Below are 20,242 nucleotides of genomic sequence, written 5' to 3'. Positions count from 1 at the left end.
TGACTCAGTGCAGCGCGACGACCTCGTCGCCGCGCTGCTCGAGAACGATCTCGCCGGCGACGGTCACGGCCACGGGACCGGCCGTGTCCCGGTCGACGGAAATGCGGCGCTGCACTGCACCGGACACCGGGTCCACGACCGCGAGCGCGTCGTCGACCGGAAGCAGCAGCGCGCCGGCCATCGAATCGCCGGAACCGATGGTGTCGGGCACCGTCCAGCGCGGCGCCAGATCCGACGGTCCGAGTCCGACGGTGTCCTCACCGGTCCACCACGTGAGGATGCCGTCCCTGGTCGTCGCGGGGATTGTCGCGGCGTCGGTGGCCGGATGGGGGAGCGGGTACTCGCCGACCGCCTGACCCGCGCCCCCGAACACCTGGATGCGCGGGCCGGCACCGTCTCCGGGCGGCAGGTACAGGGCGGTGCGGTCGCCCGCGACCGCGACGACGCGCGTTCCCGCCGTGTCGGAGCCGGGCGTTCCGGCCGTCGACTCGGGCAGTACAGAGGACGCGAACTCCTCGGGCTCCTGATTGTCGTCGGGCACGGGCTCGAGCAGTGTCAGCCGGTCGGCGGGCTCGCCCGGGCAGCGTTCGACGACGGCGAGCCGGGTTGCGCTCGCCCCGGCGGACAGCAGTGTGCATCCGCTGCGCGGCTGCGCGTTCGGGTTCACCGCTGCGTCGACGCGCCCGTACTCGACGGTGCGGACCAGATCGGATCGCCACAGTTCGAGGCGGGTGTCGCCCGCGGAGATCAGGTGGGTGCCGGCGTCGACGAGCATGATCGCGTCGTCTGCGTCGCTGGCCCGCTGGGCCCCCCGCGTTCCGCTCGCCGCGGTCAACTGCGTGACCTGGCTGCATCCGCGCCGGTCCCGGTAGACGGCGACGACCGTCTGCCACGCGGAGGTCGCCGCGCACAACGGCATGTCCCGCTGATAGCGCCAGTGCTCTGCGCCGGTGCCCGGATCACGACCGACGACGGTGCCGCCGTCGGCGGTCGCAACCGTGCCGGCCACCGCGAGCGGTCGCGCGGTGGCGCCACTGCCGGCGCGCCACGCCTCGGTGAGGGTGGCCGGAACCGCGGTTGCCGCGGCCGGGACGGCGACGGGTCCGTCCCACGTGATCGATGTCGTGCCTCGCGCGTCGGATCGCAGCCAGATCACACTCGCCGCCACCACGACGGCGACGGCGAGTGCGGCTGCGACGATCAGGTCGGTGCGCGTGCGGCGCTCGGGAGCGAGCACGTGGCCGCGCTACTGGGCGGCCGAGGCCGAGACCGTGTCCTGCGTGGCTGCTGCGGTGGCGTTCGAGGATGAACCTCCACGACGCCGCCGGCGACGGCGGCGGGCAGGGGCGTCCCCGTCCGCAGCGGTCTTCTCGGCCGGGGCCGCAGCGTCGCTGCCGGCGGACGCGTCCTGCGCCGCCGTGTCGGGGGCGCCGGTGTCACCCGTGACGGACTTGCCGCCGCGGGTGCGGCGGCGCACCCGGGTGCTGGTGCGCTTCGGGCGCTCGCGGCGCGCTTCGCCGTCGGCTGCCTCGCCGGTGGCTTCGGGACGGGCCTTGCGCACCGTGCCGGTCGCGCCCTCGGGGATGTTCAGATCCTCGAACAGGTGCGGCGAGCTCGAGTACGTCTCGACCGGCTCCGACATCCCGAGGTCCAGGGCCTTGTCGATGAGCTCCCAGCGCGGCACGTCGTCCCAGTCGACGAGCGTGATCGCGGTACCCGTGCGTCCGGCGCGACCGGTGCGGCCGATGCGGTGGACGTAGGTCTTCTCGTCCTCGGGGCACTGGTAGTTGATGACGTGGGTGACGTCGTCGATGTCGATACCGCGGGCGGCGACGTCGGTGGCGACGAGCACGTCGATCTTGCCGTTGCGGAACTTGTCGAGGGCCTTCTCACGGGCGATCTGCCCGAGGTCGCCATGGACGGCACCGCACGCGAATCCGCGTTCGACGAGGTCGTCGGCCACCTTCTGGGCGGTGCGCTTGGTGCGGGTGAAGATCATGGTCGCGCCGCGGCCCTCGGCCTGCAGCACACGGGCGACGAGTTCGGCCTTGTCGAGCGCGTGGGCCCGGTACACGAGCTGGTTGGTGCGTTCGTGCACAGCCGACGACTCGGGCTCCTCGGCCCGGATGTGGGTCGGCTGCGTCAGGAACGTGCGGGCGAGAGTGATGATCGGTCCCGGCATGGTGGCCGAGAACAGCATCGTCTGACGCCGGTCGGGAACCATGTTCAGGATGCGTTCGATGTCGGGGAGGAAACCGAGATCGAGCATCTCGTCGGCCTCGTCCATGACGAGCACGCCGATCTTGCCGAGGATCAGATGACCCTGGTTCGCGAGGTCGAGCAGGCGGCCGGGGGTGCCGACGACGACGTCGACGCCCTTCTGCAGCTGCTCGATCTGCTGCTCGTACGGGCGGCCGCCGTAGATGGCGAGGACCTCGAGGCCCTTCTTGCCGCTGCCGGGCAGGTACTTCGACGCGTTCTCCAGGTCGCCGGTGACCTGGATGCACAGCTCCCGGGTCGGGACGATGACCAGGGCGCGCGGGGTGCCGTCGAGGGCGGTGGTCCCGGATCCCTCGGTGGTGACGCGGTGCAGCAGGGGCACGCCGAAACCGAAGGTCTTGCCCATGCCGGTGCGGGCCTGACCGATGAGGTCGTCGCCGGCGAGGGCCAGCGGGAGCGTGAGCTCCTGGATGGCGAAGGTGCGCTCGATGCCGTGCTCGGCGAGGGCGCGGACGATTTCGTCACGCACACCCAGCTCGCCGAAGGTGGGAGCGACGTGGGTGGAATCGAGTTGTGCGGAAACGGTGCTCTCGGTGGCGTCGTCTTCGTGGTCGACAGTGATCTTGCTCAGGGGTCTGGCCTTCCTGGTCTCGGCACGCACGCACGAGGTGGAAAGGCGACCGGATCAGCGCCTCAGCGCGAGCATCTCGGTGAGCTCGGCGAGGCGCGAGCGCGATCGGCGTCGGGTGCGCGCACATCATCGGTGAGGACTGCGGGCCGTGTTCGACAGCTCGAAGCGCAGTCTTCCAGGCCCATTGTACCGGCTCCGGCGAACATGCCCCTGCGGTACTACGCTTTGTCGTCATGGGAGCCGAAACGTCGCCGTCCGCAGCAGCATCCGAACCGACCCTCGCGCAGGCGCCGGTTCCGGCCGATCATCCGGGTGTCGCGGAGCTGTTCGCGGTTCTCGCCTACGGTGAGATCTCCGCCTTCTACCGCCTCGCCGAGGACGCGAAACTGTCGCCCACGCTGCGTGGTCGCGTCGCGCTGGCCAGCATGGCCGCCGCCGAGATGAGTCACTTCGAAACGCTGCACGAGGCGCTCGAGGCTCGCGGCGTCGAGATCTACACGGCGATGGAACCGTTCCGCCGCTCCCTCGACGCCTACCACGCGTGCACCACCCCCTCGACGTGGCTCGAATCACTGGTCAAGGCGCATGTGGGCGACGGCATCGCCGCCGACTTCTACTGCGAGATCGCCGGCACCCTCGCGCCGGAGGTCGCGTCCGTCGTCCGCGAGGTTCTCGCCGAGACCGGGCACTCGGACTTCGTGGTCCACGAGGTGCGCGCCGCGGTCGAGAAGAGCAGCCTCGAGAAGGACCGGCTGATGCTGTGGGGACGCAGACTGCTCGGGGAGGCGATCACCCAGGCCCAGTACGTGATGGCGCAGCAGGAGGACCTCGCCGACCTGGTCATCACCGCGACCGGCGACCTGACGAACATCGCCGCGCTGTTCGACCGTATGCAGGTCGAGCACGCCAAACGGATGGCAGTGCTCGGACTGCACTAACCTGACGGAGACAGCTGTAGCCCTGAGATTTCGGAGGTCCACCGTGGAGGTCAAGATCGGTGTCGCGGACAGCCCGCGCGAACTCACCGTGGTGAGCGACCAGACGCCCGACGAAGTCGAGACGCTGGTGACGACCGCCCTGGCCGGCGGCACGGACGGTGTGCTCGCTCTCGTCGACGAGAAGGGCCGCAAGCTCCTCGTCCAGGCATCGCGCATCACGTACGTGGAGATCGGCCCCGCCGACATCCGCAAGGTCGGGTTCGCGGCCGGCTGATCGGGTCGTGACGAGAAAGGGCCGGGGCGATCGCCCCGGCCCTGTTTCGTGTTCCGGTCACCGCCGGGGTGTGGTCACTGCAGTCGCAGTTCGGGCTGCAGCGGAACGTGCTTGAGCCCGCCCCAGGCCAGGGCCACCGTCGTGTCCACCGCGTCCTCTTTCGGGATCGGCCGGGCCGCCTCGAGCCAGTACCGCGCGGTGAACTGGCTGGTGCCCACGAGCCCGACCGCCAGGATGCGCGCCCGATAGGGATCGAGACCCGAATCGTGGCTGACCAGGTCGAACACCGCATCCACGCATGCCTCGGTGGCCTGCTCGACCCGCTGCGACACCTGCGGCTCACCCATCAGGTCGGATTCGAACACGAGGCGGAAACCCTGCGAGTCGTTGTCGACGAAATCGAAGTACGCCTGGACCGCGGCGCGCACACGCTGACGGTTGTCGGTGGTCGAACGCAGCGCCTGACGGACACTGGCGATGAGGATGTCGACGTAGCTCTGCAGCACCGCGCAGTACAACTCGAGCTTGCCGGGGAAGTGCTGGTAGAGGACCGGCTTGCTGACGCCGGCGCACTCCGCGATCTCGTCCATTCCCGCGGCATGGTAGCCGCGGGTGACGAAGACCTCGCTCGCGGCGGCGAGGAGCTGGGCCCGACGTTCGTCGCGGGGCATACGTGCGCCCCGCTTGGCTCCGTTACCTGAGCTGTTGCCCCGGCCGGACGTGCGGTCGGCGAGTTCGGTCATGTCGCTCCCAAATCTGCACAAGTCGCCGGCAGTGACGAGCCCGTGGTGACGGACACCACTGTCGACGTCGATCGTCCTTGCAGGTTACAGGCAGAGCACCTCGCGGGTGTGTACCGCCCTACCGACGAGTATCCCCGCGTCGGCCGCGGAAGGAAGGATCACCGGAGCGACTCGGCCGACGATTTTGCGCGATGTGACATTCTGACATCCGTGACCGACCGAGGAGGAGCGCGAGGGGCAGGCACTGCAGCCGGCACACCCCGGACACCGCACCGGGCATCCGGAGAATCGCCGCACCGGGCGTCACACCAGCCGTTGCGCGCACAGTGGGACCCCGTCGGAGGAGAGGACCGGGTGCCCCGGCGCCCGCGTCCCGAGCGCGACGTGCGCAAGCAGTCGCGGGTGGGCCGCTTCGTCGCGACCTACGGGTGGCGGGCGTACGCCATCCCGGTCCTCGTCGCCGTCACCGTCTTCGTCGGGTGGGATGCCCTGCGTCCGGCGCCGGCGCAATCCGGCGATCCCGTCGCCGCGGACGATGCGCTCGCGGCCGAGGTCCCGAATCCGGACGGATTGTTCCCGGCCGGCACCGGCCCGGGTGATCTTCCCGAGGGCGGGCCGTTCACGGTGTCCGGCGCCGGGACCTGGCACACGGTGCCCGGCAGCACCGGACAGGTCGGCGCCGGCACGAAGAAGGTGTTCACCTACACCGTCGAGGTCGAGGACGGGGTGGACGCGACCGGATACGGCGGTGAAGCGGCGTTCGGCCGGATGGTCGACGAGACCCTGGCCAACCCGAAGAGCTGGACGAACAGCCCCGACTTCGCGTTCCGGCGTGTCGACGGCGGCGAACCCGATTTCCGGATCTCCCTCACCTCGCAGATGAGCATCCGGCAGTACTGCGGTTTCGACATCCCGCTCGAGGGGTCCTGTTACAACCCGGGGATCGACCGAGTGCTGCTCAACGAGGCCCGGTGGGTGCGCGGAGCCGTCGCCTTCCAGGGCGACATCGGCTCGTACCGGCAGTATCAGATCAACCACGAGGTCGGCCACGCCATCGGTTTCGCCGCGCACGAGCCGTGCCGGAGCCAGGGCGGTCTCGCGCCGATCATGATGCAGCAGACGTTCGGGATCGCCAACGACGACATCGCGCGCGTCGATCCCGGGGGAGCCGTACCCGCCGACGGGCTGATCTGCCGATTCAATCCGTGGCCGTTCCCGCGCGGGTGATCCGGGGCGGGCGCCTGATGTGACAATGGCGTCGTACCGTCGAGCGCGCCGAGGAGCCTGTCGTGACCGCATTGCCACCGCTGGTGGAACCCGTCGCCGAGCTGACCCGGGAGGACGTGGCCCGGTACAGCCGGCATCTGATCATCCCGGACGTGGGGGTCACCGGGCAGAAACGACTCCGGAACGCGAAGGTGCTGTTCATCGGCGCGGGCGGCCTCGGCTCCCCGGCTCTGCTCTACCTCGCCGCCGCCGGTGTCGGCACGATCGGCATCGTCGAGTTCGACGAGGTCGACAGCTCCAATCTGCAGCGCCAGATCATCCACGGCCAGGCCGACGTCGGCCGGTCGAAGGGGGAGAGCGCCCGCGAGACCATCGTCGGCATCAACGACACCGTCGACGTGCGCCTGCATCCGGTGCGCCTCGACACCACCAACGCCGTCGACCTGTTCCGCGAGTACGACCTCGTCGTCGACGGCACCGACAACTTCGCGACCCGCTATCTCGTCAACGACGCCGCGATCCTCGCCGGCAAGCCCTACGTGTGGGGATCGATCTTCCGATTCGAAGGTCAGGTGTCGGTGTTCTGGGAGGACGCCCCCGGCGGAGTGGGGCTGAACTACCGCGACCTGTATCCGGAGGCGCCTCCCCCCGGCATGGTGCCGTCCTGCGCCGAGGGCGGAGTCCTCGGGGTTCTGCCCGGCACGGTCGGCTGCATCATGGCGACCGAGGCGATCAAGCTCATCACCGGCATCGGCGACACGCTGCTGGGCCGGCTGATGATCTACGACGCGCTCTCGATGACGTTCCGGACCGTCACCCTGCGCCGCGATCCGTGCCGCGTCCCGGTCACCGACCTCGTCGACTACGACGAGTTCTGCGGCGTGGTGTCCGACGAGGGCATGATCGCTGCCGCCGAATCCACAATCACCGCAACCGAATTGCGCACCATGCTCGACTCCGGCCGCGAACTCGCCCTCGTCGACGTCCGCGAACCCGTCGAATGGGACATCGTGCACATCGACGGTGCCCGGCTGATTCCCAAGGACCGCATCCTGTCCGGCGCCGCGCTCGCGGAGCTGCCGCAGCACGTTCCGATCGTCGCGTACTGCAAGACCGGTATCCGGTCCGCGGAGGTGCTCGCCGCGCTCAAACGGGCCGGATTCGCGGACGCGACCCACCTGCAGGGCGGTGTCGTCGCGTGGGCGCAGCAGGTCGATCCGTCGCTGCCGTTGTACTGACGCCGCCGCCGACCGTGCCCGTGGTGCTCGGCGTCCACCGGATTCTGTGACCACCGACAACGGAGTGCCTTCCCGGATCGCACGCCGCACGACGGTACCGTGAGCGTCGTGAGCTCACTCGAACCCCCGCAGCACGTGTGCTCCACGTTCGGCCTTCGCGACGTCGAACCGGTACCGCTCGGCTCGGACTGGGACGGCGGCTGGCGATGTGGAGACGTGGTGCTCTCACCGGTGGCCGATCACGCCCGGGCGGCGTGGTCGGCGAAGGTGCGCGAGACACTCAGCGTGGACGGGCTGCGCCTGGCCCGTCCGGTCCGGTCCACCGACGGCCGGTACGTCGTGTCCGGGTGGCGTGCCGACACCTACATCGTCGGCACGTCCGAGCCGCGCCACGACGAGGTGGTGTCGCTGTCGCTGCGCCTGCACACCGCGACCGCGCAGCTCGAGCGTCCGCGGTTCCTCATGCAACCGCCGGTCGCGCCGTGGGCCGACGTCGACGTGTTCGTCGCCGCCGACCGTGCCGCGTGGGAGACCGTGCCGATGCGTTCGGCGCGCGCGGCCGGAGCGCCGGAGACCACGACGCCGGACGGACGCAAGAGCCTCGACCTCATCAATCAGCTCGCGACCTTCCGCAAACCGGTGCACCTGCCGGACCAGCTGGTGCACGGCGACCTGTTCGGGACCGTCCTGTTCGCCGGCCGCGCCGCGCCCGGGCTGACCGACATCACCCCCTACTGGCGGCCCGCGACATGGGCCGCGGCCGTCGCCGTCGTCGACGCGTTGTCGTGGGGCGGCGCCGACGACGCGCTGATCGCCCGCTGGGACGATCTGCCCGAGTGGCCGCAGATGCTGTTGCGTGCGGTGATGTTCCGCCTCGCCGTGCATGCGCTGCACCCCCGCTCGACCGAGGAGGCGTTTCCGGGCCTCGCGCACACGTCGGATCTGGTTCGGCTGCTCCTCTGATCGCCCTCACAGGGCGGCCCCCGCGTGCGTGAGAAACTCTTGACGCGGAGGTCACCGCGGGCAGCACCGCGGCAACACCCACTTCCTACCTTGGGTTCCACACGAATCCGAAAGGGGTGGCCGGGGTGGCTGTGGCAGTCGAAAAGGAAACGCTGCGAGCGAAATTCGCGCGCAAGCACAACATCGAGCGCTGGGACGCCGAGGACGTCGAGGCCTGGGAGTCCGGCAACAAGGACATCGCGAAGCGGAACCTGATCTGGTCGGTCGTCGCCGAGCACGTCGGATTCTCGGTGTGGTCCATCTGGTCGGTGATGGTCCTGTTCATGCCCACCGACGTCTACGGCATCGACGCTGCGGGCAAGTTCTTCCTCGTCGCGGTGCCGACTCTCGTCGGCTCGATCCTGCGCATTCCGTACACCGTCGCCACCGCGCGGTTCGGCGGCCGCAACTGGACGATCTTCAGCGCGCTGGTGCTGCTGGTGCCGCTGGTGGCGACGCTCTACCTGATGCTCAACCCCGGATACTCGTACACCACGTTCCTGCTGGTCGCCGCGATCGCCGGTGTCGGCGGCGGCAACTTCGCCTCCTCGATGACGAACATCAACGCGTTCTACCCGCAGCGGCTTAAGGGCTGGGCGCTGGGACTCAACGCCGGCGGCGGCAACATCGGGGTACCGGTCATCCAGCTCGTCGGCCTGTTCGTCATCGCCACCGTCGGCAACACCGAACCGTGGATCGTGTGTGCCGTCTACCTCGTGCTGTGCGGTGTCGCGGCGGTCGGTGCGGCGTTGTTCATGGACAACCTCGGCGGCCAGAAGGCGGATCTGCGGGCGATGGGCGCGGCCCTGAAGTTCCGCGACTCGTGGGTCGTGTCCTTCCTGTACATCGGCACGTTCGGTTCGTTCATCGGCTTCAGCTTCGCGTTCGGCCAGGTACTGCAGATCAACTTCCTCGCCGGCGGCGACACGGCCGCGCAGGCCGCGCTGCACGCCGCGCAGATCGCGTTCATCGGCCCGCTGCTCGGCTCGATCTCCCGCCCGTTCGGTGGCAAGCTCGCCGACCGCATCGGCGGCGGCCGCATCACGATGTTCACCTTCGCCGCGATGACCATGGCCGCGGGTGTCCTCATCGTCGCCGGTGTCCTCGACGACGCCACGGCCGGTGCGCCCAGCGGCGGCATCATGGTCGCGTACGTCCTCGGGTTCATCGCCCTGTTCCTGCTGTCCGGTCTCGGCAACGGCTCGGTGTACAAGATGATCCCGTCGATCTTCGAAGCGAAGGCACAGGGTCTCGAGGGCCTGGACCGGGCCGCCAGGGCCGCGTGGTCGCGCACCATGTCCGGCGCTCTTATCGGTTTCGCCGGCGCCATCGGCGGACTCGGCGGTGTCGGCATCAACCTGGTGCTCCGCGCCTCCTACGCCGGCGCGGCGAAGTCCGCGACCATGGCCTTCTGGGTGTTCGGCGCCTTCTACCTGATCTGCATCGCCGTCACCTGGCTGGTGTTCCTGCGCACCCCCCGCACGGCGACCGTCACCGAGACCGCCGAACCGGACCGTCCGACCGTCCCCGTCGTCTGACGCCGTAACCCGGCACCGTTCCACCCTGCACGAGAGAAAGCGAAATCCCATGAGCCGCAAGAACGTTGTCGTCGTCGGACACGGTATGGTCGGGCACCGCTTCGTCGAAGCACTGCGTGCCCGCGACGAGCACGACACCTGGTCGGTGACGGTACTGAGCGAGGAGACGCAACCCGCCTACGACCGCGTCGGGTTGTCCTCGTACGTCGGCTCGTGGAATGCGAAGGAACTCGCGCTCGCCGGCAACACCTACGACGGCGACCCCCTCGTCGACCTGAAGCTCGGGACGCGCGCCGCCGCGGTCGACCGCGCCGCGCGCACGGTCACCACCGACGGCGGCGAGACGATCGGCTACGACGCGCTGGTCCTCGCCACCGGCTCGTACCCGTTCGTTCCCCCGATTCCCGGCAAGGATCTGCCCGGCACATTCGTCTACCGCACCCTCGACGACCTCGACGGCATCCGTGCCGCCGCCGAGGCCGCCGGGCCCGGCGCCGTCGGTGTCGTGGTCGGTGGTGGCCTGCTCGGCCTCGAAGCCGCCAATGCCCTCAAGCTCATGGGCATGACCCCCCATGTCGTCGAGTTCGCGCCCCGGCTCATGCCGCTGCAGGTCGACGAGGGCGGCGGAAACGTGCTGGCGCGCCTCGTCACCGACCTCGGCCTGACCGTGCACACCGGAGTCGGTACCTCCGCGATCACCGAGGGTCCCGCCGGGTTGCAGGTCGAACTGTCCGACGGATCGGTCATCGACGCCGCGGTGCTGGTGTTCTCGGCCGGTGTGCGCCCGCAGGACCGGCTCGCCCGCGACACCGGCCTCGAGGTCGGCGCGCGCGGCGGGGTCCTCACCGACCTGGGATGCCGCAGCGTCACCGACGAAGCGGTGTACGCGGTCGGTGAGTGCGCGGCCGTCGAAGGCACCTGCTACGGACTGGTCGCTCCCGGTTACAGCACCGCCGAGGTCGTCGCGGACCGCCTGCTCGAGGGCGAGGCCGAGTTCCCCGGCGCCGACCTGTCCACCAAGCTCAAGCTGCTCGGGGTCGACGTCGCCAGCTTCGGCGACGCCCACGCGACGAGCCCCGGCGCGCTCGAGGTGGTGCTGTCCGATGCGGCGAAGGGTACCTACGCCAAGCTCGTGGTCTCCGACGACGCGAAGACCCTGCTCGGCGGCATCCTCGTCGGCGATGCCTCCGCGTACGGGTCGCTGCGTCCGCTCGTCGGGCGTGAACTGCCCGGCGACCCGGCGGCGCTGATCTCCCCGGCCGGTGAGAAGCCCGGCGCGGGGTCGCTTCCCGACGACGCCGAGGTGTGCTCGTGCAACGGCGTCACCAAGGGCACGATCTGCGGTGCGATCGCCGAGGGCGCGTGCGACATCGCCCAGGTCAAGGCGTGCACGAACGCCGGCACCACCTGTGGTGGCTGCCTCCCGACCGTCAAGCAGCTGCTCGCGTCCTCCGGCGTGGTGCTCAGCAAGGCGCTGTGCGAGCACTTCGAGCAGTCCCGGGCCGAGCTGTTCGAGATCGTCCAGGCCACCGGCACCCGCACCTTCTCCGCGTTGATCTCGAAGTACGGCAGAGGATCGGGTTGTGACATCTGCAAGCCGGTGGTCGCCTCGATCCTCGCCTCCACCGATTCGGACCACATCCTGCACCGCCAGCAGGCCGGCCTGCAGGACACCAACGACCATTTCCTGGCGAACATCCAGAAGAACGGCACGTATTCGGTGGTGCCGCGGATGCCCGGCGGTGAATGCACCCCCGAGCAGCTCATCGTGATCGGTGAGGTGGCCCGGGATTTCGGCCTGTACGTGAAGATGACCGGCGGGCAGCGGATCGACATGTTCGGTGCGCGCGTCGAGCAGCTGCCGCTGATCTGGAAACGGCTGGTCGACGCCGGTATGGAATCCGGTCAGGCCTACGGCAAGTCGCTGCGGACCGTGAAGAGCTGTGTCGGTTCCACCTGGTGCCGGTACGGCGTGCAGGACTCCGTGGGCATGGCGGTGGACCTGGAGATGCGCTACCGCGGCCTGCGCTCGCCGCACAAGCTCAAGTTCGGTGTCTCCGGCTGCGCCCGCGAATGCGCGGAGGCCCGGGGCAAGGACGTCGGCGTCATCGCCACCGAAAGCGGCTGGAACCTGTACGTGTGCGGCAACGGAGGCCAGTCGCCCAAGCACGCGCAGCTGCTCGCCGGCGGCCTCGACGACGACACACTCGTGCGGTACATCGACCGGTTCCTGATGTTCTACATCCGTACCGCGGACCGTCTGCAACGCACCGCGCCGTGGCTCGAGGCCATGGACGGCGGTCTCGACCATCTCCGCGAGGTCGTGTGCGAGGACAGCCTCGGTATCGCCGCCGAACTCGAGGCGTCGATGGCCAAGCACGTCGAGGGTTACCGCGACGAATGGGCCGGCGTGCTCGAGGACCCGGAGAAGCTCGCGCGGTTCGTCTCGTTCGTCAACGCGCCCGACGAGACCGACCCGACCGTGCAGTTCGACGATTCCGGCAAGCGGAAGGTTCCCGTCCTGGTCGGGATGCCCGCTTACCGGCCGGGAATCTCCGGGTAACCGGCCGGAAACACCGGACCCGGAGAATTTCGGAAGTACTTTTCGAGGGAGGACCAATGACCGTCATCGAGACGCACGGTGCAGGGGGAACGACGCGCGAGAGCGTGTACGACGGGCGCCTGGAATGGACGTCGGCATGCCCGCTCAGCCGGCTCGTCCCCGGCTGCGGAGTCGCGGTGCTCCTGCGCGGAGGCGAGCAGGTCGCCCTGTTCCTGCTCGACGACGGCACGTTGCGTGCCGTCGGCAACATCGATCCGTACGGGCACGCCGCGGTGATGTCGCGGGGACTCGTCGGCGACCGTTCCGGCGAGCCGACCGTCGCATCGCCGCTGCTCAAGCAGGTGTTCTCCCTCAACGACGGTCGTTGCCTCGACGCTCCCGAGGTGACGCTGCCGGTGTACGACGTGCGGGTCTGGGCCGGTGTGGTCCAGATCCACAGCAACCGGACGCCGGGCGAGACCGGCGAGCTTTCGTGAGCGACGGCACCGAGCCGTTGCGGGGATTCACCGTCGGTGTGACCGCGTCCCGCCGTGCGGAGGAGTTCACGACGTTGCTCACCCGCCGGGGCGCGGAGGTCGTGCTCGCCCCGGCGATCCGCATCATTCCGCTCGCCGACGACGCCGAACTCGAACGCGTCACCCGCGACGTCATCGCCAGTCCGCCGGATATCACGGTCGCCACCACGGCGATCGGCTTCCGCGGTTGGATCGGCGCGGCCGAGGGCTGGGGCCTGTCCGACGAACTCACCGGTGCGCTCGCCGGAAGCCGCATCCTGGCGCGCGGCCCGAAGGTCACCGGCGCGATCCGCGCGGCCGAACTGCGCGAGGAATGGTCGCCGGCGTCGGAATCGTCGGCGGAGGTGCTCGCGCATCTGCTCGCGGAAGGCGTCGAGGGGCTGCGCATCGCGGTGCAGCTGCACGGTGAGCGCACCGAGTGGGAACCCGGCGCCGACCTGTGCGAGGAACTGCGCGCCGCCGGCGCGGAGGTCGTCGCCGTGCCCGTCTATCGGTGGACTCCGCCGGAGGACCCGACCGCCCTGGACCGGCTCATCGAGCAGGTCGCCGACTACGGGATCGACGCGGTCAGCTTCACCAGCGCGCCGGCGGTCGCGTCGATGCTGATGCGGGCCAAACAGACCGGGATGCTCGACCTGATGCTGCGCGCGTTGCGGAGCGGGGTCACGGCGGTGTGCGTCGGCCCCGTCACCGCTGCGCCGCTCGTCGCTCTCGACGTGCCGGTCACCATGCCCGCGCGGGCTCGGCTCGGCGCCCTCGCGCGGCACCTCGCCGAAGAACTGCCCCGCCGAGCGGTACGTATCGAAGCCGGCGGGCACGTGCTGGGGATGCGTGGACGCTGCGTCATCGTCGACGAGGAGAAGCGCTGCCTCGCCCCCGCAGGAATGGCCCTGCTCCGCACGCTCGCGTCCCGCCCCGGCCGGGTCGTCGCACGTGAGGAGCTGCTCGCCGCCCTGCCCGGCGGCGGGGGAGACACCCATGCGGTCGAGACCGCCGTGGCACGACTGCGCTCGTCGCTCGGCGCGCCCGCGATCGTGCAGACCGTCGTCAAGCGCGGCTACCGACTCGCCGTGGACCCGGAGGATATGCGCTGATGTCCCGATCCCAGCTGCTTCTCGTCGCCCACGGCACCCGCAATCCGCGCGGGGTCGACATGATCGCCGCACTCGCCGACGCCGTCGCCGATCGGGTCGGGCCCACGCGCGTCGCGTTCGTGGACGTGCTGGGACCGTCCCCCGCGGAGGTCCTGCGCGACTCGTCGCGCCCCACGGTGCTGGTGCCCGCGTTCCTCGCCTCCGGTTACCACGTGCACAGCGACGTCCCGAAGGAAGTCGAGGCGAGCGGGCACACCGCGGTGTCGGTGACCCGCGCCCTCGGACCCGACCCGATACTCGCGCAGGTGCTGGTACAGCGGCTCGATGCCGCCGGGTGGCGTCCCGGCGACGCGGTGGTCCTCGCCGCTGCCGGTTCGTCCGATCCGCGCGCGCTGCGCGACGTGCGCGGCGCCGCCCGCATGCTGTCCGCACTGGTGCGTACCACCGTGCGCATCGCGTATGTCGCGACCGGCTCACCGCGCGTTCCCAAGGTGGTCGACACGCTGCGTGCGCAGGGGGCACGCCGCGTGTTCATCGCCTCGTACCTGCTCGCGGACGGCCTGTTCCATGCCCGCCTCGCCGATGCCGGTGCGGACGGCGTCTCCGCGCCCCTCGGTGTCACCGACTCGATCGTCGGGCTCGTCGCCCGGCGCTACCGCGAGGGTGCGCGGCTCATCCCGGCGCGCTGACCACCCGGATCGGGAGCGAGGCCGGAACCTGCCGGTCAGCGCGGCAGCGGCACGATCTCGACGAGATCCCCGTCGGCCGCGGCCGGCGGAACCAGCGCGATCGCCCGGTGTCCGACCAGACCGGCCAGATGCGACGTTCGGATCGTGTTGTCGCACAGCCACTGTCCGTTGGGCAGCTGCCGAGCGGGCAGTAGGCGCGTCACCTCGCCCACCACGTCCGAGGCGTTCGCCAGCGGCACCCTCCACGGCACGCCCGCGGTCCGGCCGGTCAGACCGTCGATCACGGCGGGCAGCGCGACCAGCAGCGTCGCGACCGCCGCCACCGGATTGCCCGGCAACCCCAGCACGGCCCGGCCGTCCGGTAGCACCGCGGCGACCTGGGAGCCGCCCGGCTTGCACCGCACCCGTTCGACGGCGATGTGCGCTCGGGTGCGGGCGAGTGCACCACGCAGCTGATCGGCGGCACCGCCCCCGGTCGCGCCGACGACGACGATCGCGTCCACATCGGTGGCTTCGCGCAGCAGTCGATCGAATCCGTCCTCGGTGTCGCGCAGGTGTGCCTCGCTCACCGCGTCGGCGCCGCACGCCCGGACGAACTGCCCGAGCACCGGCCCCAGCGAATCGCGGGTCTGGCCCTCGTGCAACGGGCCGTCGCGCCGGATCTCGTCACCGCTGACGACGATGTGCACCCGCACCGGGCCGCGCGCCTCGACTGCGGCGACCTCGCCGCTCAGCGCCGCCGAGACCACCGTCGGATCGATGGCCGTCCCCGCCTGTGCGAGAACGAATCCGGGTTGCCAGTCCTCTCCGCGGCGGCGGGCATCGTCGCGCACCGGTGCGCCGGGGCGGCGGCGGAGCACCCCGCCCGCGCCGACGTCGACGTGTTCGTCGCGCACGACCGCGGTCGCGCCGGGCGGGAGATGCGCCCCGGTCGCGATGCGTGCGGCCTCACCATCGGCGAGGGCGAATCCGCTGGCCGATCCGGCGCGGCGGATCTCGCTGCGCAGCGTCCACGGCTCGTTCCCCGCCACGGCGTAACCGTCCATCGCGGACACCGCGACGGGCGGCAGGGCCTCTGTCGCGACCAGTGGCGCCGCGAGGGTCGCGCCGAGCGCCGCGCGAACCGGAACGCGGCGAACAGGCAACGGCTGCAGCGATTTCCGGATGATCTCGCGGGCATCGGCGGGATCGGAGGCGACCACCCCGGTATGGGCGGAGCGGGCACGGTGGAGATCTTCCGGGGTGTCGCAGTCGGTGGTGCCGGGCACGGGAACCGTCACGTAGCGGTCGGGCAGCAGCGCCTTCATCGGCTGGTTCGCGACCGCACCGGCGAGCCGGCCCAGCCGCGCGGTCAGGGCGGCCCCACGCCAGGCGGCGAGGAGGAACTGGAGCCGGCCGTCCGGGTCGACCGCGAACGCGGCATCCGCGTCCGGATCGTCGTGCAGCGCGGCGAGCAGCGCGACGAGTGTGCCCTCGGTGACGAACGGCAGGTCCGAGGCGAGGGTCAGGACCGGCGCGTCGGCGGGGAGGGTAGCGGCCGCGAGGGCGGCCACCGGCCCTGCTCCCGCGGGCGTTTCCTGGACCTGACCGATCGCGGGATCGAGGTCGTCGCGGAACGGCCCGACGACGGTGACGCGCCGGCACGCGGTGACCGCGGCGAGGGCGGTGTCGAGCATGCGCCGGCCGTGCACGACCAGTGTCGGCTTGTCGACGCCCCCCATCCTCGTCGCTTTCCCGCCCGCGACGACGACGGCTTCGGAACCGCTCAGCGTGGTCATGGCGACCATGCTGCCGTACCGTGCCGGGACGCGCCCTACCGTGGGTGGGCCCCGGCGCGGGGTGTGGGTCAGGCGACGGCTTCCTCGCCCACCAGTGTCGTGCGATGCAGCAGGCGCGGTGAGGTCGGCGAGTACGGGACCGCGCGGTGCAGCATGCCGGTGTTGTCCCACAGCACGAGGTCGCCGGGCTGCCAGTGGTGGCGCAGCGCGAAGCGCGGCTGCGTCGACCAGGCGAGGAGCCGGTCGAGCAGCTCGCGGCCCTCCTCGTACGGGCGGCCGACGATGTGCGACGCGGTGGCCCCGAGGAGCATGGACCGGCGGCCGCTGCGGCGCGTCCACACCAGCGGATGCTCGCGCACCGGGACCCGGTCCCACGCGGCGCGCTGCTTGTCGGTCGGGTCGGGTTCGGCCAGCAGCTGCGCGGCGGCGAAGCTGTGGACGACGCGGAGCCCGCTCAGCTCGGCCTTCTCGTCCTCGCCGAGGGCCTCGTACGCGGCGTAGGTGTTGGCGAACTCGGTGTCGCCGCCCTCGTCGGACACATCGAGAGCAGTGAGCAGCGTGCCCTTCTGGGGGATCGCATCGGTGGCACCGTCGATGTGCCAGTGGAAGGTTCCGCGGTTGGCGGTCGCCAGGACGGTCTTGCTCGGGTCGAGGCTGATCGCGGAGATCTCGGGGTGCTCTTCCTGGCCGCCCATCGGGGCCACGACGACCTCGCCGAGCAGGCGGCTCAGGGCCACGAGGGAGTCGTCGTCGATGTGTGCACTCCGGAAGACGACGACGCCGTGCAGGTCGAGCAGTTCGCGGCATCGGTCGGCGGCCCGGGCGTCGGCGAGGTTGTTGCCCGCGACTCCGGTGATCTCGATTCCGATCGCCGGGTTGACCGGCGTGGCGTTGGTGAACACGGTTGCCTCCGAAGGTCCGTCGTGTCGGCTCTGAAATGACGTTCTCATATTTGGATATCACATATCCGTTTGAGAAAGTAATAATTCCGTTGGACGGGGAAGTCGTGTATCCCTCGAAGGGGAGCGCGAGCAGCCGACGAGCGGAAGGAGCCGCATGCGAATCGGAGTGACCGGGGGTGCCGCGTCGACCGACAAGGTGGTCCGGCAGGCGGAGCAGGCGGAAGCGGACGGCTTCACGTCGTTGTGGTTCGCCAGCGGGGTGCTCGGCGACCCACTGGCCGCGCTGGCGGTCGCCGGGCGTGCCACGTCCTCGATCGAACTGGGCACGGCCGTGCTGCAGACCTACCCGTGCCACCCGCTGCTGCAGGCCAACCGCGCCGCCGCGGTCGCCGAGGCGATGGGACGGCCGGGATTCACCCTCGGGCTCGGCCCCTCGCACGAAACCTCCGTCCGCGACGTCTACGGCCTGTCCTACGACCGGCCCGGGACGAACACCGAGGAATACGTGAGCATCGTCACGGCACTGCTCCGCGGCGACGACGTGGACGTGCACGGCACCGAGTGGAGCACGCGCAGCGCCGGACGCATGACCGCGGTCACGCATCCGGTACCGGTGCTGCTGGCGGCCCTGTCGCCGCGGATGCTGCGGGTCGCGGGCAGTCACGCCGACGGCACGATCCTGTGGATGGCGGCCGCGCCGGTGATCGAGTCCCGGATCGTGCCCGCCCTGCACGCCGCGGCGCAGCGGGCGGGCCGTCCGGCGCCGCGGGTCGTCGCCGGACTGCCCGTCGCGGTCCACGACGACGTGGCCCAGGCCCGGGCCGCGTGCGCCGCGACCGCGACGTCCTACGCCGGGGTGCCCACCTACCGGCGCGTCCTCGAGGAAGGCGGCGCGTCCGAACCGGCCGACGTCGCGGTCGTGGGGAACGAGAAATCGGTGCGAGCGCAGTTGCGATCGCTCGTCGCCGCCGGGGTCACCGACGTGTGGGCGGCCCCGTTCCCCGTCGGGGACGATCCGCGCGCCTCCCTGCGCCGCACCCGGGAGCTGTTGCGCGAACTGGCCGCGGAACCGGACTGACCGGACTGCCTAGGGTGGAGCCCGTGAGCCCCACCAGTATCGCCGCCGTGCCGCCGGGATCGAACGTCCCCACCGACGGGCTGGCGGGGTGGGCACTGACACTGATGGACCGGCTCGGCGGTCTCGGCGCCGGCCTGGCGATCGCGCTGGAGAACTTCTTCCCGCCGCTGCCCAGCGAAGTGATCCTGCCGCTCGCGGGGTTCGCGGCCGGACTCGGCAGCTTCACGCTGGCGGCGGCCCTGTTCTGGACGACCCTGGGGTCCCTGGCCGGCGCGCTGGGGTTGTACGCGCTCGGGCGGGCGGTCGGGGAGGAGCGGATCCGGCGGATCGTGGACAGGATGCCCCTCGTCGACGTCGCCGATCTCGACCGGACGATGGACTGGTTCCACCGGCACGGCGGCAAATCGGTGTTCTTCGGCCGGATGATCCCGCTGTTCCGCAGCCTCGTCTCGATTCCCGCCGGGGTCACCCGGATGCCGTTGTGGCGGTTCGCGGTCCTCACCACCTGCGGCAGCCTGATCTGGAACGCGGTGTTCGTACTGGCCGGATATCAGCTGGGAAACAACTGGTCGCGTATCGAGCCGTACGCGTCGGGATTTCAGCGCATCGTGATCGTCGCGGTCGTCGTCGTGGTCGTCGTCCTCGCGATCCGCCGGATCCGGCGGCGGCGCACCCCGGACCGCGCCCCAGAAGAATGAACGGGACTCAGAACCGGTGCCGCGCCGCCGTGAGGTCGACGCGGTCGCCGCGGATCGGGGTGCCCTCGAGTGCGAGGCGCGCGAGTTGCCGCCGCGCGAGGTGTGCCGCGGGTTTCCCGGACGCCGGCAGCACCCGGTGCCACGGAAGGTCCGCGCTGTCGGTGCGCATGATCCACCCGACGGTGCGTGGGCTCGACAGCCCCGCGGCGTCGGCGATGTCGCCGTAGGTCGCGACCCGGCCGGCCGGAATCGACGCGACCAGTTCGCGGACGCGTTCGATCTGGGCGTCGGTGGTCGCGGCCATCTACAGCATTCCGCGGATGAGGGCCGCGGTCTCCTCGGGACGGGCCTGGTCGATCATGTGATCGCAGTCCATCTCCACCTCGGTCAGATTCGTGCCGAGACGCCCGGCGAGTGCCGCGCGGAACTCGTCGGTGACGTACGGCGGCTGCACCTTCGCGGCCCGCGCCACGGTGGTCGGGATGTGCGCGGGCGGCAGCACGAAGTCCCGCGCCAGCTCGCTCCAGGACGTCACCAGCGCCGGCACGCACAGGCGCCAGTTCACCCGCCCCGACCCGAGCTCGATCAGATGCTCGGCGAGCTCCGCGTCGAGGAGTTCCTCCGCGACCTCGCCCCAAGCACCGTGCACCTTGTCGGCGCGGGCCTCGGCCGCATCGGTGTAGTCGGGGTGACGCACCGTCAGGTCGGCGATCTCCTGCATGCGGTCGGGCGGCAGGCCGATCGCCGGATCCAGCAGCAGCAACCCGCGGACCCGGTCCGGCGCGGCAGCGGCGAGGTGCACCGCGAGGGCGCCACCGAACGAATGCCCGACGACGAGCACCGGTTCGGTGGTGTGGGCGTCGAGCACCCCCAGCAGATCCTGCACGTGCGTCTCGAAATTCCACGGCGGTGTCCACGGCGACCGGCCGTGCCCGCGCAGGTCCGGCGCCACGAACCGGGCGTCCGGCAGGTGCCGGGCCGCAATGTGTTCCCACCGGCGGCCGTGGCCGGTCAGGCCGTGCAGGGCCAGGACCTGCGGACCGTTCACGGGTCCGAACAGGTGGGTGTGCAGCGGCGGCGGAGGCGTGTTCACGCCGACCACTATCGCAGTCCC

General features: G+C 70.8%; 19 protein-coding genes. 12 read left to right on the top strand and 7 right to left on the bottom strand.

Annotation, left to right across the window (positions count from 1 at the left end):
• Positions 1 to 4: 4 nt before the first annotated feature.
• Both A8G15_RS08560 and A8G15_RS08555 read right to left on the bottom strand, forming a co-directional pair.
• The gene (locus A8G15_RS08560; protein WP_068157898.1) at positions 5 to 1,237 is read right to left on the bottom strand and encodes an Rv3212 family protein; all 1,233 of its coding nucleotides are present in this window, start codon (positions 1,235 to 1,237) and stop codon (positions 5 to 7) included.
• A gap of 9 nt (positions 1,238 to 1,246) precedes the next feature.
• A complete protein-coding gene (locus A8G15_RS08555; RefSeq protein ID WP_068157897.1) occupies positions 1,247 to 2,881 on the bottom strand; it encodes a DEAD/DEAH box helicase in 1,635 nt (544 codons plus the stop codon).
• A 203-nt stretch (positions 2,882 to 3,084) separates the two neighbouring features.
• Between A8G15_RS08555 and A8G15_RS08550 the strand changes: the two genes are divergently transcribed.
• Both A8G15_RS08550 and A8G15_RS08545 read left to right on the top strand, forming a co-directional pair.
• Positions 3,085 to 3,789, top strand: a complete 705-nt coding sequence (locus A8G15_RS08550) for a ferritin-like fold-containing protein (RefSeq protein WP_068157890.1) — start codon at positions 3,085 to 3,087, stop codon at positions 3,787 to 3,789.
• A gap of 43 nt (positions 3,790 to 3,832) precedes the next feature.
• The gene (locus tag A8G15_RS08545) at positions 3,833 to 4,063 is read left to right on the top strand and encodes a DUF3107 domain-containing protein (RefSeq protein ID WP_068157886.1); all 231 of its coding nucleotides are present in this window, start codon (positions 3,833 to 3,835) and stop codon (positions 4,061 to 4,063) included.
• A 74-nt stretch (positions 4,064 to 4,137) separates the two neighbouring features.
• Here the strand turns inward: A8G15_RS08545 and fasR are convergent, their stop codons facing one another.
• Positions 4,138 to 4,806, bottom strand: coding sequence for an HTH-type transcriptional activator FasR (fasR, locus tag A8G15_RS08540; RefSeq protein ID WP_068157885.1), 669 nt, complete (start codon positions 4,804 to 4,806; stop codon positions 4,138 to 4,140).
• A 210-nt stretch (positions 4,807 to 5,016) separates the two neighbouring features.
• On the opposite strand from fasR, the gene A8G15_RS08535 reads away from it, so the two are divergent.
• The 8 genes from A8G15_RS08535 to A8G15_RS08500 all read left to right on the top strand — a co-directional run bounded on the left by A8G15_RS08535 (position 5,017) and on the right by A8G15_RS08500 (position 14,672).
• Complete coding sequence (locus tag A8G15_RS08535; RefSeq protein ID WP_068157884.1) at positions 5,017 to 6,033, top strand: DUF3152 domain-containing protein; 1,017 nt, start codon at positions 5,017 to 5,019, stop codon at positions 6,031 to 6,033.
• A 62-nt stretch (positions 6,034 to 6,095) separates the two neighbouring features.
• Positions 6,096 to 7,271 (top strand): adenylyltransferase/sulfurtransferase MoeZ, encoded by a 1,176-nt coding sequence (gene moeZ, locus A8G15_RS08530; RefSeq protein ID WP_082899754.1) that lies wholly within the window; start codon positions 6,096 to 6,098, stop codon positions 7,269 to 7,271.
• A 108-nt stretch (positions 7,272 to 7,379) separates the two neighbouring features.
• Positions 7,380 to 8,234, top strand: coding sequence for a TIGR02569 family protein (locus A8G15_RS08525; RefSeq protein ID WP_068157985.1), 855 nt, complete (start codon positions 7,380 to 7,382; stop codon positions 8,232 to 8,234).
• Positions 8,235 to 8,359: 125 nt separating this feature from the next.
• Positions 8,360 to 9,811, top strand: coding sequence for a nitrate/nitrite transporter (locus A8G15_RS08520; RefSeq protein ID WP_068157883.1), 1,452 nt, complete (start codon positions 8,360 to 8,362; stop codon positions 9,809 to 9,811).
• A gap of 49 nt (positions 9,812 to 9,860) precedes the next feature.
• Positions 9,861 to 12,374 (top strand): nitrite reductase large subunit NirB, encoded by a 2,514-nt coding sequence (gene nirB, locus A8G15_RS08515; RefSeq protein ID WP_068157880.1) that lies wholly within the window; start codon positions 9,861 to 9,863, stop codon positions 12,372 to 12,374.
• 56 nt (positions 12,375 to 12,430) lie between these two features.
• On the top strand, positions 12,431 to 12,850 hold the full coding sequence (gene nirD / locus A8G15_RS08510) for a nitrite reductase small subunit NirD (RefSeq protein WP_068157878.1): 420 nt from the start codon (positions 12,431 to 12,433) through the stop codon (positions 12,848 to 12,850).
• The gene (locus A8G15_RS08505) at positions 12,847 to 13,983 is read left to right on the top strand and encodes a uroporphyrinogen-III synthase (protein WP_068157876.1); all 1,137 of its coding nucleotides are present in this window, start codon (positions 12,847 to 12,849) and stop codon (positions 13,981 to 13,983) included. The genes nirD and A8G15_RS08505 overlap by 4 nt, the downstream gene beginning before the upstream one ends.
• The gene (locus tag A8G15_RS08500; protein WP_068157869.1) at positions 13,983 to 14,672 is read left to right on the top strand and encodes a sirohydrochlorin chelatase; all 690 of its coding nucleotides are present in this window, start codon (positions 13,983 to 13,985) and stop codon (positions 14,670 to 14,672) included. Before A8G15_RS08505 ends, A8G15_RS08500 begins: the two co-directional genes overlap by 1 nt.
• A gap of 35 nt (positions 14,673 to 14,707) precedes the next feature.
• On the opposite strand, the gene A8G15_RS08495 is transcribed toward A8G15_RS08500, so the two are convergent.
• Positions 14,708 to 16,450: an NTP transferase domain-containing protein gene (locus tag A8G15_RS08495; RefSeq protein WP_068157982.1), complete on the bottom strand. Its 1,743-nt coding sequence runs from the start codon at positions 16,448 to 16,450 to the stop codon at positions 14,708 to 14,710.
• A 68-nt stretch (positions 16,451 to 16,518) separates the two neighbouring features.
• A complete protein-coding gene (locus A8G15_RS08490) occupies positions 16,519 to 17,352 on the bottom strand; it encodes a TauD/TfdA dioxygenase family protein (RefSeq protein WP_068157868.1) in 834 nt (277 codons plus the stop codon).
• Between the two features lie 154 nt (positions 17,353 to 17,506).
• Here A8G15_RS08490 and A8G15_RS08485 point away from each other — a divergent pair, with 154 nt between their 5' ends.
• Both A8G15_RS08485 and A8G15_RS08480 read left to right on the top strand, forming a co-directional pair.
• Positions 17,507 to 18,430 carry a TIGR03564 family F420-dependent LLM class oxidoreductase gene (locus A8G15_RS08485; protein WP_068157867.1) on the top strand — a complete coding sequence of 308 codons (924 nt, stop codon included), beginning with the start codon at positions 17,507 to 17,509 and terminating at the stop codon, positions 18,428 to 18,430.
• A gap of 23 nt (positions 18,431 to 18,453) precedes the next feature.
• Positions 18,454 to 19,128, top strand: a complete 675-nt coding sequence (locus tag A8G15_RS08480; RefSeq protein WP_425415080.1) for a DedA family protein — start codon at positions 18,454 to 18,456, stop codon at positions 19,126 to 19,128.
• Between the two features lie 7 nt (positions 19,129 to 19,135).
• Here the strand turns inward: A8G15_RS08480 and A8G15_RS08475 are convergent, their stop codons facing one another.
• Both A8G15_RS08475 and A8G15_RS08470 read right to left on the bottom strand, forming a co-directional pair.
• Entirely contained in the window at positions 19,136 to 19,432 is a 297-nt protein-coding gene (locus A8G15_RS08475) for an MGMT family protein (RefSeq protein WP_068157865.1), read from the bottom strand.
• The gene (locus A8G15_RS08470) at positions 19,433 to 20,221 is read right to left on the bottom strand and encodes an alpha/beta fold hydrolase (protein ID WP_245687759.1); all 789 of its coding nucleotides are present in this window, start codon (positions 20,219 to 20,221) and stop codon (positions 19,433 to 19,435) included. It lies immediately after the preceding gene.
• Positions 20,222 to 20,242 lie beyond the last annotated feature (21 nt).

The organism is Rhodococcus phenolicus, assembly GCF_001646785.1.
GTDB classification, from domain to species: domain Bacteria; phylum Actinomycetota; class Actinomycetes; order Mycobacteriales; family Mycobacteriaceae; genus Rhodococcus; species Rhodococcus phenolicus.
This window is presented reverse-complemented; position numbering and strand designations above follow the sequence as displayed.